The organism is Streptomyces sp. NH27, assembly GCF_056859195.1.
This window is the reverse complement of record NZ_JACEGK010000179.1, coordinates 1-13,652: the sequence shown is the minus strand read 5'-3', so window position 1 is coordinate 13,652 and position 13,652 is coordinate 1. Positions and strand designations below refer to the sequence as shown.

Annotated in this window: 10 protein-coding genes; 6 read left to right on the top strand and 4 right to left on the bottom strand. The window is 71.8% G+C overall.

Annotated elements, in window-relative coordinates; genetic code table 11:
- Positions 1-117: 117 nt before the first annotated feature.
- From AC13HU_RS16710 to meaB, 4 genes are all read left to right on the top strand, one after another.
- The gene (locus tag AC13HU_RS16710) at positions 118-963 is read left to right on the top strand and encodes a M55 family metallopeptidase (protein WP_483042662.1); all 846 of its coding nucleotides are present in this window, start codon (positions 118-120) and stop codon (positions 961-963) included.
- A 248-nt stretch (positions 964-1,211) separates the two neighbouring features.
- Positions 1,212-3,104 carry a methylmalonyl-CoA mutase family protein gene (locus AC13HU_RS16705; RefSeq protein ID WP_483042661.1) on the top strand — a complete coding sequence of 631 codons (1,893 nt, stop codon included), beginning with the start codon at positions 1,212-1,214 and terminating at the stop codon, positions 3,102-3,104.
- Complete coding sequence (gene scpA / locus AC13HU_RS16700) at positions 3,104-5,305, top strand: methylmalonyl-CoA mutase (protein WP_483042663.1); 2,202 nt, start codon at positions 3,104-3,106, stop codon at positions 5,303-5,305. Before AC13HU_RS16705 ends, scpA begins: the two co-directional genes overlap by 1 nt.
- A 7-nt stretch (positions 5,306-5,312) precedes the next feature.
- Positions 5,313-6,323, top strand: a complete 1,011-nt coding sequence (gene meaB / locus AC13HU_RS16695) for a methylmalonyl Co-A mutase-associated GTPase MeaB (RefSeq protein WP_483042660.1) — start codon at positions 5,313-5,315, stop codon at positions 6,321-6,323.
- 114 nt (positions 6,324-6,437) lie between these two features.
- On the opposite strand, the gene AC13HU_RS16690 is transcribed toward meaB, so the two are convergent.
- On the bottom strand, positions 6,438-6,677 hold the full coding sequence (locus AC13HU_RS16690; RefSeq protein ID WP_483042659.1) for a heme-binding protein: 240 nt from the start codon (positions 6,675-6,677) through the stop codon (positions 6,438-6,440).
- A gap of 126 nt (positions 6,678-6,803) precedes the next feature.
- Here AC13HU_RS16690 and AC13HU_RS16685 point away from each other — a divergent pair, with 126 nt between their 5' ends.
- Complete coding sequence (locus AC13HU_RS16685; RefSeq protein ID WP_483042658.1) at positions 6,804-7,541, top strand: DUF4097 family beta strand repeat-containing protein; 738 nt, start codon at positions 6,804-6,806, stop codon at positions 7,539-7,541.
- A 175-nt stretch (positions 7,542-7,716) separates the two neighbouring features.
- Here AC13HU_RS16685 and AC13HU_RS16680 read toward each other — a convergent pair whose 3' ends face one another.
- Positions 7,717-8,325 (bottom strand): hypothetical protein, encoded by a 609-nt coding sequence (locus AC13HU_RS16680; RefSeq protein WP_483042657.1) that lies wholly within the window; start codon positions 8,323-8,325, stop codon positions 7,717-7,719.
- A 482-nt stretch (positions 8,326-8,807) separates the two neighbouring features.
- Here AC13HU_RS16680 and AC13HU_RS16675 point away from each other — a divergent pair, with 482 nt between their 5' ends.
- Positions 8,808-10,841: an NPCBM/NEW2 domain-containing protein gene (locus AC13HU_RS16675; RefSeq protein WP_483042656.1), complete on the top strand. Its 2,034-nt coding sequence runs from the start codon at positions 8,808-8,810 to the stop codon at positions 10,839-10,841.
- A 73-nt stretch (positions 10,842-10,914) separates the two neighbouring features.
- Here the strand turns inward: AC13HU_RS16675 and AC13HU_RS16670 are convergent, their stop codons facing one another.
- Entirely contained in the window at positions 10,915-11,685 is a 771-nt protein-coding gene (locus tag AC13HU_RS16670) for a hypothetical protein (protein WP_483042655.1), read from the bottom strand.
- A gap of 48 nt (positions 11,686-11,733) precedes the next feature.
- Positions 11,734-13,590: an RICIN domain-containing protein gene (locus AC13HU_RS16665; protein WP_483042654.1), complete on the bottom strand. Its 1,857-nt coding sequence runs from the start codon at positions 13,588-13,590 to the stop codon at positions 11,734-11,736.
- Between the last annotated feature and the right edge of the window lie 62 nt (positions 13,591-13,652).

Below are 13,652 nucleotides of genomic sequence, written 5' to 3'. Positions count from 1 at the left end.
CCCCGCACCCGCCGCCCGGCCGCCCGGCCGCCCGGCACGAAGATCGACGCCGACCCGAACCGCGGCGCACCTTCCCGCGTCTGAGCAAGTGATCATTTCACCAGGGAGCGTGCAGCTTTGCGGATCTACATCAGCGCCGACATGGAAGGCATCACCGGGCTCGTCGATGCCGAGGACGTGCAGCCGCGCGGCCGGGACTACGAACGCGGGCGGGTGATGATGACCGAGGACGTCAACGCGGCGGTGCGCGGCGCCCTCACGGCCGGCGCCACCGCGGTCACGGTCAACGACGCGCACGGGCCGATGCGCAACATCCTCCCCGAACTGCTGCACCCGGCCGCGCGGTTGGTCCGCGGCCGGCCCAAGGCCATGAGCATGCTCGAAGGGCTCGACGCGGACCACGACGCGGTGCTCTGCGTCGGCTACCACTCCCGCGCCGGCGCCCTGGGCGTGATGAGCCACAGTTTCATGGGTCACGAGATCGAGGACATGTGGCTCGACGACCGGCCGGTCGGCGAGATCGGGCTGGCGCACGCCACCGCGGCGGCGCTCGGCGTTCCGGTGGTGATGCTGTCCGGCGACGACACGGCCTGCGCGGAGATGGCCGCGTGGGACCCCGCGGTCAGCTGCGTCGCGGTCAAGCACGCGGCCGGGCGGTTCGCCGCCGAGCTGTCCGCCGTCGCCGCGGCGCGCCGGGCGATCGAGACGGCGGTCGCCGACACCCTCACCGCGCGGCGCGACGCGGCCCCCGCCGTCGAACCCACCGCGGGCCCCGGTTCGTCCACGCTCACCGTCCGCTGGCAGTCGGCGTCGGTCGCGGCCACGCTGCTCGGCATCCCGGGCGTCACGTCCACCGACAGCCGTACCGTGCGGGCCTCCGGTCCGCTGCCGCAGCTCTACCGGCAGTTCGGCGTGTGGACCCGCGTGGCGACCGCCCTCACCAACCAGGCGCCGTACTGCTAGGCCACGTTGGGGCGGACGCGTCGCCGGGCCGGGGGAGGCGGTCCGCGTCGCCGGGCCGGGGCGACCCCTAGCCGACCAACTTAGGGGTGGTGACCTGCTCGACCCGACCTGCGCGCTCCCGCCCGCCGAAGCCCCAGGTCAGGGACTGCCCGGCGGGCGGCGCACGTGGGCAATATCACGCTACGGGGCGGTAACTGCTCAGGAGTCGAAGCAGACATCGGGCCCATGCCTTGCCTAGCATCGGTGCCATGACAGTTCTGCCGGACGACGGGGTCTCAGAGCCTGACGTGTTTCCGCATGCCACGCGTGAACAGTGGCAAGAGCTCGTGGCGGGCGTGCTGCGCAAGTCGGGCCGGGAGGTCTCCGGCGCGGAGGCCGAGCAGGCGCTGTCGACCGAGCTGGCCGGCGGCCTCACCGTGCACCCGCTCTACACCGCCGAGGACACCGCACCCGACCCCGGGCTGCCGGGCTTCCCGCCGTATGTGCGCGGCAGCAGGCCGCTCGGCGGCTGGGACGTACGCCAGCGGCACCGGTCGCCGGAGCCCGCGGCGGCCAACGAGGCGGTCCTCGCCGACCTGGAGAACGGCGTCAGCTCGGTGTGGCTGGCCGTGGGCGGCGCGGGTCTGCCGGTGGCCGGCCTCGGGCAGGCGCTGGCGGGCGTGTACCTCGACCTGGCTCCGGTGGTGCTGGAGGCCGGCGCCGAAACCGGCCCCGCCGCAAGGGAGTTGCTGGAGCTGATAGAGCGGCGGGGCGTCGATCCCGGGCAGGCCCGCGGCAATCTCGGCGCGGACCCGCTGGGGCTCGCCGCCCGCACCGGCGAAGCCGCCGGGTACGACGACGCGGTGGCGCTGGCCGCGCAGACCGCCGAGCGGTATCCGCAGTTGCGCGCCCTGACCGTGGACGCGCTGCCGTACCACGAGGCCGGCGCGTCGGCCGCGCAGGAGTTGGGTGCCTCGCTCGCCACCGGCGTGGCCTACCTGCGCGTGCTGACCTCCGCCGGGCTCGACGTCCAAACTGCCTGCGGGCAGCTGGAGTTCCGGTATGCGGCCACCGCCGACCAGTTCCTCACCATCGCCAAGCTGCGTGCGGCCCGCCGGACTTGGGCCAGGGTCGCGGAGGTCGCCGGCGCCCCGGCGGCGGGCGGGCAGCGCCAGCACGCCGTCACCTCGACGGTGATGATGACCCGCCGCGACCCGTACGTGAACATGCTGCGCACCACCCTCGCCTGCCTGGGCGCCGGGGTGGGCGGCGCCGACGCGGTGACCGTGCTCCCCTTCGACGAGGCGCTCGGTCTGCCCGACGCCTTCGCCCGCCGGATCGCCCGCAACACCTCCACGATCCTGCTGGAGGAGTCACACCTGGGACGGGTCGCCGACCCCGCCGGGGGTTCCTGGTACGTGGAGCGGTTGACCGACGAACTCGCCCACCGCGCCTGGGAGTTCTTCCAGGAACTGGAGGCGGCCGGCGGCCAGGAGAAGGCGCTGGCCGCGGGCCTGGTCGGCGAGCGCGTCGCCGCCACCTGGCAGGCCCGCACCCGTCAACTGGCCACCCGCCGCGAACCGGTGACCGGGGTCAGCGAGTTCCCGCACCTGGCCGAGCGGCCCGTCGTACGCGAACCCGACCCGGCCCGGCCGGTACCGGGCACGACGCACGCGCCGCACACGCCACACACCCCGCACTCGCCGTCGCGGGGCCTGCCGCAGGTCCGCCGCGACGAGGCGTACGAAGCGCTGCGGGCCCGTTCCGACGCCCACCTGGCGAGCACCGGGGCGCGCCCGAAGGTCTTCCTCGCCGCGCTCGGGCCGCCGTCGGTGCACACCGGGCGGGTCTCGTTCGCCTCGAACCTGTTCCAGGCCGGCGGTGTCGAGCCGGTGCACGACCCGGTCACCGTCGACCCGGACAGCGTCGCCGCGGCGTTCACCGCCAGCGGCGCGGACCTGGCCTGCCTGTGCTCCAGCGACGTGCTCTACGCCGAGCAGGCCGAGCCCGTCCTCGCGGCGCTCCGCTCGGCCGGGGCCCGCTGGGTCGGCCTGGCGGGTAAGCCCGCCGCCGGCCCGGGAGCCGATGACCACCTCTTCCTGGGCTGCGACGCCGTCGCCGTCCTGACCTCCGTCCTCGACCGTGCGGGAGTGGCGGCGTGATGCAGATCCCCGACTTCTCACAGATCCCGCTGGGGCCCGGCGCCCCTGTCGAGGCCACCGAGGAGCAGTGGCGCTCGGCGGCGAAGGAGGCCGGCGGCGGTGACTTCGACCCGCTGTGGGAGACCCCGGAGGGCATCGGGGTCAAGCCGCTCTACACCGGCGCCGACCTGGCGGGCCTGACCTCGCTGGGCACCTACCCGGGCATCGCGCCCTACCTGCGCGGCCCGTACCCGACGATGTACGTCAACCAGCCGTGGACGATCCGCCAGTACGCCGGCTTCTCCACCGCCGAGGAGTCGAACGCCTTCTACCGGCGCAACCTGGCGGCCGGTCAGAAGGGCCTGTCGGTCGCCTTCGACCTGCCCACGCACCGCGGTTACGACAGCGACCATCCGCGGGTGACCGGTGACGTCGGCATGGCGGGTGTCGCGATCGACTCGATCTACGACATGCGGCAGCTCTTCGACGGCATCCCGCTGGACCGTATGACGGTGTCGATGACGATGAACGGCGCGGTGCTGCCGGTGCTCGCCCTCTACATCGTGGCCGCTGAGGAGCAGGGGGTGCCGCCGGAGAAGCTGGCCGGCACCATCCAGAACGACATCCTCAAGGAGTTCATGGTCCGCAACACCTACATCTACCCGCCGCGGCCCTCGATGCGGATCATCTCCGACATCTTCGGGTACACCTCGCGGAAGATGCCGCGCTACAACTCGATCTCCATCTCCGGCTACCACATCCAGGAGGCCGGGGCGACGGCCGACCTGGAGTTGGCCTACACGCTCGCCGACGGCGTGGAGTACCTGCGGGCGGGCAGGGGCGCCGGGTTGGACGTGGACGCCTTCGCGCCGCGGCTGTCGTTCTTCTGGGCGATCGGGATGAACTTCTTCATGGAGGTCGCGAAGTTGCGCGCGGCCCGGCTGCTGTGGGCCCGGCTGGTCCGGCAGTTCGATCCGAAGAACCCCAAGTCGCTTTCGCTGCGCACCCATTCGCAGACCTCCGGCTGGTCGCTGACCGCGCAGGACGTCTTCAACAACGTCACCCGCACCTGCGTGGAGGCGATGGCCGCCACCCAGGGCCACACCCAGTCCCTGCACACCAACGCGCTCGACGAGGCGCTCGCGCTGCCGACGGACTTCTCCGCGCGGATCGCCCGCAACACCCAACTGCTGCTCCAGCAGGAGTCGGGCACCTGCCGGGTGATCGACCCGTGGGGCGGCAGCGCGTATGTCGAGCGGCTCACCCACGACCTGGCCGAGCGCGCCTGGCAGCACATCCAGGAGGTCGAGGCGGCCGGCGGCATGGCGCAGGCGATCGACGCGGGCATCCCGAAGCTGCGGGTGGAGGAGGCCGCGGCCCGCACGCAGGCGCGGATCGACTCGGGCCGGCAGCCGGTGATCGGCGTCAACAAGTACCGGGTGGCGACCGACGAGCAGATCGACGTCCGATCGGTCGACAACTCCTCGGTGCGCGCCCAGCAGGTCGCCAAGCTGCGGCGGCTGCGCGAGGAGCGCGACGACGCCGCCTGCCGGGACGCGCTGCGGGCGCTGACCGTGGCGGCCGGGCGCGCGCCGGGCCCGGATCTCGACGGGAATCTGCTGGCGCTCGCGGTGGACGCGGCCCGCGCCAAGGCGACGGTCGGCGAGATCTCCGACGCCCTGGAGCAGGTCTACGGACGGCACGCGGGCCAGATCCGTACGATCACGGGTGTGTACCGCAACGAGGCCGGCCAGTCCCCCACCGTGCAGGGCACCCGGGACCTGGTCGAACGGTTCGAGAAGGCGGAGGGGCGGCGGCCGCGCATCCTCGTCGCGAAGATGGGGCAGGACGGGCACGACCGCGGCCAGAAGGTGATCGCCACCGCCTTCGCCGACCTCGGCTTCGACGTGGACGTCGGCCCGCTGTTCCAGACCCCCGGCGAGGTGGCGCGGCAGGCGGTGGAGGCCGACGTGCACATCGTCGGCGTGTCGTCGCTGGCCGCGGGGCACCTGACCCTGGTGCCGGCGCTCCGGGACGAACTGGCCGCGGAGGGCCGGGAGGACATCATGATCGTGGTGGGCGGCGTCATCCCGCCGCAGGACGTCGCCGCGCTCCACGACGCCGGTGCCGCGGCGGTCTTCCCGCCCGGCACGGTGATCCCCGACGCGGCGCGCGATCTGGTGGCCCGGCTCGGTGCGGCACTGGGACACGGGGAGTTGTAGCCACGGCATGCTCATGGACGTCGACGGTTATACGAAGGGCGTGCTGGCGGGCCGGCGGGCGTTCGTCGCGCGGGCGATCACGCTGGTGGAGTCCACCCGCGCCGAGCACCGGGTGCTGGCGCAGCGGCTGTTGACCGAGTTGCTGCCGCACAGCGGCGGGGCCCGGCGGATCGGTGTCAGCGGGGTACCGGGCGTCGGCAAGTCCACCTTCATCGACGCCTTCGGGACGATGCTCACCGCGCTCGGGCACCGGGTCGCGGTGCTGGCGGTGGACCCCTCCTCGACCCGGACCGGCGGCTCCATCCTCGGCGACAAGACCCGGATGGAGCGGCTCGCGGTGGACCCGGCGGCGTTCGTCCGGCCGTCGCCGAGCGCGGGCACGCTGGGCGGCGTGGCGAAGGCCACCCGGGAGTCCATGGTGGTGATGGAGGCCGCCGGATACGACGTGGTGCTGGTGGAGACGGTGGGTGTCGGCCAGTCGGAGACCGCCGTGGCCAGGATGGTGGACTCCTTCCTGCTGCTCACGCTCGCCCGCACCGGCGACCAACTCCAGGGCATCAAGAAGGGCGTGCTGGAGCTGGCCGACGTGATCGCGGTCAACAAGGCCGACGGGCCGCACGAACGCGACGCGCGCGGCGCCGCCCGCGAACTGGCCGGCGCGCTGCGGCTGATGCATCCCGCCGACGCCTCCTGGACGCCACCGGTGCTCAGTTGCAGCGCCCGCGAGTCCGCCGGCCTCGACACCGTGTGGGAACGGCTGGAGCAGCACCGCACGCTGCTTGAGGCCGACGGCCGGCTGGACGCCAAACGCCGTGACCAGCAAGTGGATTGGGCCTGGGCGATGGCCGACGACGAACTGCTGGGCCGACTGCACGCCCACCCGGGGGTCCGTGCGCTGGCGCCCGGGCTCGAGGAGCAGGTCCGCGCCGGCACGATGACGGCAGCCGCCGCCGCGGAGCGCCTGCTGGGTGTCTTCGACGGCCACCAACCGCACCCACCGACGGCCCCCGACCACTGAACGCACCCGCCGGCCCGACCACCCGCCGGCTACCCCCGGCCACCGAGCGGGCCCCGTACGAAGCGCCCGCGCCACCCGGCCCGGCCGCCTGCGCAGGGCCGTGTGCGGCAGCGATCAGCCCGCGTCGGCCACCAGCCCGGCCCTCTGCACGACGAAGACCGCGACGGCCTCGTCGTTCTCCGGCCACTCGCCGCTGACGCCCACGGAGCCGAGCAGCGCGCCGTCCTCGTCCCGGATCAGCGCGCCGCCCCGGGAGGGGCGCCCCGCGGCATGGTGACTTCTGTCGACGGCGGCGGAACGCGGAATGTCGGGGTGCGATCGTGCTGTCGCTCCTGCACGCGGGGGATCGGCCACACGGAACGTCGGCGTCTGCCGGGCCTGGCGCATTGGGGGGTTTTCCCCATCGAAGGCCGGCCCGCGCCTGCGTAGGCTCGGTGCAGCTGATCACCGATTCGACCTGCTCCACACGGGGGAACGTTCATGCGACACCCACAGACGCGCGTCCTTGCAGCAGCGGCTCTTGCCGCCCTCACCGTCAGCGGGCTATCCGCGTGCTCGGTCCTCGACCAGAGGAGTTTCAAGGACGACGCCAAGGTGCCCCAGAAGGTCACCTCGATCCGTCTCGACGACAAGAACGGCGGGATCACGGTGGACGCTTCGGCGAACACCACCACGATCTCCGTACACCGCAAGGTCAACTACCGTGGCGACAAGCCGAGTGGCACGTCCTTCCACGTCAAGGACGGCATCCTGACACTCTCCGGCTGCGGTAAGAAATGCGGCATCGACTACGTCGTCAAAGCGCCTGCCGGTCTTCCGGTGACGGGAAGCACGTCCAACGGCAGCGTCACGCTGACCGCCGTCGGCGCGATCGACGTGCACACGAGCAACGGCGAGATCGCGGTGAACGACGCGACGGGCCCGGTGAAGTTGCGCACGACCAACGGCAGCGTCAACGTCAAGGACACCACGGGCGGCGACATCGACACGCAGACGTCGAACGGCCCGGTGACGATCCGGACGGCTGCTCCGCGGAACATCAAGGCACGCACGACCAACGGCAGCCTCACGGTCACCGCGCCGCCCGCCAAGTACCGGATCTCGGCGAGCAACTCCAACGGCGACAAGAAGGTGGCCTTCAAGGACGACCCGTCAGGCAACTACCGCTTGGATCTGTCGACGACGAACGGTGACTTGACCGTGAAGCCGGCAAAGTAGCGGCCCCTTCGAAGCGGCGACTGATCACGGTCCTTCGACCGTCCGGGCGCCGGTCCCGTACCGTCCATGCGTGCGGGACCGTGCGGGACCGTCGACGGTCTCGGCGGCCCCGCCCTGCGGACGCACTGCGAGCGTGCTGGTCGCAGCCATCGATGAGCGGCTGTGACCAGGGCCTTCAGGGCTCGTAGGGGCCGCCCCGGAAGTACATGCTTCCATGTGGTCGGGGTCGGTCACCGCGCCCGTACGCGGCATCGGAGCGGTCGGCAGGCGCCGTCCGTTCGGCCAGTGCCCGCAGCGTCTCCAGGCCGGCCAGCACCTCCGAGCGGTTGTCCGACCTCTTCATCCACGCCGGCAGCCGAGCGAACATCGCCATCGTCGGCCGCTCCCCGCCGCGCTCTCGCAATCGCGCACCGACGTAGGCGGACAACTCGTCGACATGCTCCTCGTTGTAAGCCCACAGGATCTGGCCGGCGCAACGGACCTGTAGCCACAAGGGCCGCTGGAAGAACGGATCCTCACTCCCACCCAGTACCGCGCCGACCAGCCCAGCCCCTCGCACCTCGGGCTTCCAGTCGGCGACGGCACCACACCCGCCACAAGCCAGGCGACGCGGCTGGAACAAGAGCTCGCTGAAGAATCTGAGGTCGGGAAGGCCCGGGCGGGGAATCACCAGAGCGCAGCCGCCACATCGCGGACAGACCACCAACATCCGGCCGGCGAACCGGGCCAGCGAACCCCCTGGGTCAAAGTGGCGGGCGGGATCGGTGCGCGGCTCGGAATCCATGGCGGACACCCTCGCAGATTCGTGACACGACCGGCGAGCGGGGGCAAATCCTGCCGGGAGGGGAACCGGCCGAAGCCCGCCGAGCCGGGGCACCACCGAACCCCGGTGTGACGGTTCTCGACTGCTCCCCCGCCGGGTGCCGCGCCTACCGGGTGGCGCCACCGGCCCCGAACCGTACCCGTACCCGTACAGGAACGCGTGCAGGAACGCGTCGACGCCCGAGGGGCGCCGGCCCGGCGCGGCACAACCGCCCCGCTCCGCTGCCGCGTTGATTGCCTGATGCACGGCTCTTGTCAAAGCCACGTCACGGCTCCTACGGTGTGGCCGCGAAGGAAAATGCTCGACTCTGTTTCATTACGTTGAATTGTCTACGCAACTGCCGTCACCAGCCCGGCGATCGGCACAATTGCGCACGCTTCAAAGGCCGACCCGGTCGGTCCTGTTCAGTTCGGTTCTCCGACACTGCGAGCAGAGGAACCTCTATGCCAAGATCCGTCCGCAGGCTGATCGCCTGTGCGACCGCCGGCGCGCTGTGGGCCGGCGGCCTCGGTGCCATCGCCGTGACCGCCGAAGTGGCCGTCGCCGCGGCGCCCGCCTCCGCACTCGACAACGGCCTGGCGCTGACCCCGCCGATGGGCTTCAACGACTGGAACTCCTTCGGCTGCAACGTCAGCGAGCAGCTCATCGAGCAGACCGCCGACTACCTGGTCAGCTCGGGGCTGAAGGCCGACGGGTACACGTACGTCAACATCGACGACTGCTGGCAGACGCACACCCGCGACGCCGACGGACGGCTCGTCCCGGACCCGGCGAAGTTCCCCGACGGGATCAAGGGCACCGCCGACTACGTGCACTCCAAGGGCCTCAAGCTCGGCATCTACGAGGACGCGGGCACCGCCACCTGCGCCGGGTACCCGGGCAGCCTCGGCCACGAGACCACCGACGCGCAGTCGTTCGCGGACTGGGGCGTGGACTACCTCAAGTACGACAACTGCAACAACCAGAGCGACGGCACCCGCGCCGACTACGTCAAGCGGTACACCGCGATGGGCGACGCGCTCAAGGCGACCGGCCGCCCGATCCTCTACTCGCTGTGCGAGTGGGGCAACCAGAACCCGTGGGAGTGGGCCGGCGACATCGGCAACTCCTGGCGCACCACGGGCGACATCAACGACTCCTGGTCGAGCATGCTGAACATCGCCAAGGCCAACATGCCGCTGGCCGCGGACTCCGGCCCGGGTCGCTGGAACGACCCGGACATGCTGGAGGTGGGCAACGGCGGGATGACCGACACGGAGTACCGCAGTCACTTCTCGCTGTGGTCGATCATGGACTCGCCGCTGCTCATCGGCAGCGACCTGCGCAAGGCCACCCCGGCGACGCTCGCCATCCTCGGCAACAAGGACGTCATCGCGCTCAACCAGGACCCGCTGGGGTCGGCGGCCACCGTGGTCTCCTCCAGCGGCGGCGCGTACGTCATGAGCAAGAAGCTGGCGAACGGCGACCGGGCCGTCGCGCTGTTCAACTCCGCCGACACCGCCCAGCACATCTCCACCACCGCCAAGGCCGCCGGCCAGCCGCAGCGCGCCAGTTACGCCGTGCGCGACCTGTGGAGCCACACCGACTACGACAGCGCAGGCACCCTGTCCGCGACCGTGCCCGCACACGGCACCGTGCTGCTGCGGGTGAGCGGCAGCGCCACGGCCGGCGCGGCCGCCCTGCTCGACCCGGCGCTGTTCGACACCGGCATCTCCGACGCGCCCGACCACATCGAGCCCGGCCAGAGCGCGACCGTCGACACCTACGCCACCAACCTCGGCGCCCTTCCCACCACCGGGGTCCAGGTCACGCTCAACGCCCCCGCCGGCTGGACGGTGAAGGCCGCCGGCGCCACCCGCGGCCTCCTGCTGCCCAAGGGCCGCACGTTCACCACGCCGTGGAAGGTCACGGTCCCCGCCGGGACCAAGCCGGGCGCCTACACCCTGTCCGGCACGGTCGGTTACGACCCGCCGCTCGGCCGCAAGCAGGTGAGCGTGCCGCTGGCGGGCAACATCAGCATCGAGGTGCCGCCGCCGTCCGGCACCAGCTACCTCAGTGACCTCGACTGGGTCACCACCACCAACGGGTGGGGACCGGTCGAGCGGGACGAGAGCAACGGTGAGACCGCGGCCGGCGACGGCAACCCGATCACCATCGGCGGCACCGTCTTCGCCAAGGGCCTGGGGGTCCACGCGCCGAGCACCGTCACCTACTACCTCGGCGGCGGCTGCTCCAAGGTCACCGCGACCGTGGGTGTGGACGACGAGAAGGACGGCAAGGGCAGCGTCGAGTTCGAGGTGACCGCCGACGGCAAGCAGGTCGCCGACAGCGGAGTGCTGAAGAACTCCGACGGACCCACGCCGCTGAGCGCCGATGTCGCCGGCGCGCAGCAGGTCCAGCTGATCGTCACCGACGGCGGCGACGGCAACGACAGCGACCACGCGGACTGGGCGGACGCCCAGGTCACCTGCTCCTGACACACCGTCAAAAACCCTTGCGGCGACGACGCGTGAACGCGTCGCCGCCGCAAGGCGTACCGCACCCGCGCGACTACGAGACGAAGCCGCGGGTGACGTGCGTGCCGGAGCCGACGTCGACGGCCTGGTAGCCGGACTCGCCGACGCAGTCGCTGTACTCGTAGTCGGCCCTGGACGTGCCGCCCAGACCGCCCGCGTCGGTGGTGGTGGGACCGCCGAAGACGGCGTCGGTCCTGGGCATCTGCGCACAGCTGGGAATGCCGGCGTAGTACTCGACGAACCCGCCCTGCGAGCCCTGCAGATTCCCGCTGCCGGCCGGCAGGGTGTACGTGCCGATGTGGGTGGACGCACCGGTGACCGTGTCCGTGGCGGTCCCGGTCCAGGTGTCGGAGCCGGACTTGACCACCGTGAGCGCGTACTCGTGGCCGTACACCCCGTCGAACTCGACGGCGCAGCTGACGCCCGCGCCGCCGTCGGCCCCGTCGCTGCAGTTCGGGTCCGAGGTGGTGCTGCCGGCGTTGAAGCTGGAGAAGACGCCGTGCAGCCGCTCGTGGCCGCCGCTGTTCGCGCGCGGTTGCAGCCCGGTGTAGCCGACGTCGGGCGCGTTGGTGAAGCCGAACTGCTGCGCGAAGTACGTGCCGGACTGGTGGGCCGTCGCGGGGTTGACCGTGAACGGGAAGGTGATGTTGGTCAGCCCGGACGCGGGGGCGCCCGGGATCGACCAGCTCACCGCGACGTTTCCGCCGCCGACCGAGGCCGACGCCGCCTGCGGCACCGCCATCACCATCGCCGCCGCGGCGCCCGCGACGGCGCACCTGCGAAGAGTCATTGCTGCTAATGCCATGTCTGTTCCCCTTTTCGGTGTGGGGGGTTGGGGGTCAGGGTGCTTTTGCTACCGGCCGGTGGAGCCGGTGCGGCCGCCGGGCCGGCCCTGGTGCGCCGGACCGACCGCGGTCAGCGTCAGGGTCTGCTCGGCGGCGGTCCGATGCCCGCCGACGGCGCTGCCGGTGTGGTCGGTCCAGCTGCGGACCGGGGCGGTCTCGGTGCCTCGCCGGGGGTCGGCGGACAGTCCGAGCACCAGCCCGCTGTACCGGTTGACCAGCCGGAAGGTGCCGGTCTTCGCGCCGTGGGCGGAGGTGCCGGGGATGACGAACCACTGCTGCCCGACGGTGGGGCCGCCGGCGCCGAGCGGGGTGACGGTCGGCTTGGTCCCCCAGGCCCGGGTGGCCGTGGAGGTGGTGGAGACGCCCAGGGCCTGGCCGCTGGCGGCGTTGGTGATCCGGTAGGAGCCGTCGCCGTTCGCGGTGAACTTCCATGCCTGCGCGGCCGATCGGGCCGCGGCGGGCAGCGAGGTGGCCTGCTGGCGGCCGCGGGTCTGGGTGAGCACCCGTCCGGCGCCGCTCGCGATCGTGTAGGCCCGGTTCGAGGCGACCGGGGCCGCGGCGGGCGCGGACGAGTCGATCGTGATGTTGGCGTACTGCCCGTCGGAGCCGTCCGCGCAGGCGATCGAGCAGTACGCGCGGAAGGTCTTGCCGACGATGGTGGAGCTGGTCTTGTTCGCGCCGTCCAGCAGCCAGCGATACCACGACGCGGTGGTGTAGCCGCCGGTGTCGCCGAGCAGGGTCCACTTCTGCGTGGCGAGGTCGGTGGTGGCGTAGAACTGCTGGGGCGCGTTCCCGCTCTGGTCGACGGCCTGCGGTTCGCCGATGTAGAGGCCGAGGTAGGCGTCGTAGGAGACGTCCATCACGAACAGCGGCGAGGTGGGCGGGGCGGTGCCGGCCGTGACCTGCTGACCGACGGTTCCGGGGGTCGCCGGGTTGTACTCGGCCGACGGGGGCGTGTAGCCGGTGCCGCCGGGCGAGGTGACCGGCACGATGTTGCTCTCCTTGCCGCCCGTGCCGGGCTGGGACCAGGAGCCGTCGTACCACTTCTGCCAGGAGTCGGGCGCCATCTTCGCCGAGATCGGGGCGCGGGCCACGTGCTCGTAGAACGCCTTCCAGCTGCCGTTCTTGTCCACCGCGCGCGAGCCGTAGTAGACGTAGAAGTACCCCGAGGCGGTGTCGACGAACAGCCGCTGGTCACCGTCGCCGTAGTAGTAACTCTGCCCCGGGAAGGCCGTGTTGTCACCGCGCGTGGTGCTGTACGGCGAGGTCAGCGCGTGGCCCTTGATGGTCCACGTCTTTCCCTGGTCGGTCGACTGCGCGTAGTCGATCGCGTCGTAGTGGATGCCGTCGCCGAACGGCTGCGGGGTGAACTCGTTGTGCACCAGGCCGTACCAGTTGCCGGTGTCCGGGTCCACCCAAGTGCCCACCAGGTCACAGAAGTTCCGCTGGGTGTAGCCGGAGCCGGCCGGTGCGTTGGTGGCGGTCCTCCCGGTCGGGCTGTTGTTGCACCGCCAGGTCGTGTCGTTGTTCCGGTCCTGCGGGTTGGCCGGGTTCACCGCGTCGCTGATCGCGCTGGAACGGGTCGCGGTCTCCAGGTCGGTGCCGGTGAAGAAGTCCCAGTACCGCGGCCCGGTCGGGCCGTACTCGCCGTCGGACTGCTGGAAGTAGTACGTACCGTCCTTGTCGATGTACGAGCTGGCGGGGGTGTCGGTGGGGTAGGCAAAGGGGCCCGTCGTCCCCACGGAGACGGTGTAGCCGGTGGCGGCCGCGGGAGCCGCCGACGCCGTCGAAGCGGCTGACGCGCCGACCATGGCCATGGCCGCGGCCACCAGCGCCGCGGCCAGTCTTTTTCGGGGGTGTGGCATGCCAGTCCTTCGTCTTGGGGGTGGGCCGTCGCGTAGACCGTCGGGCGGGCCGGGGCCGGCCG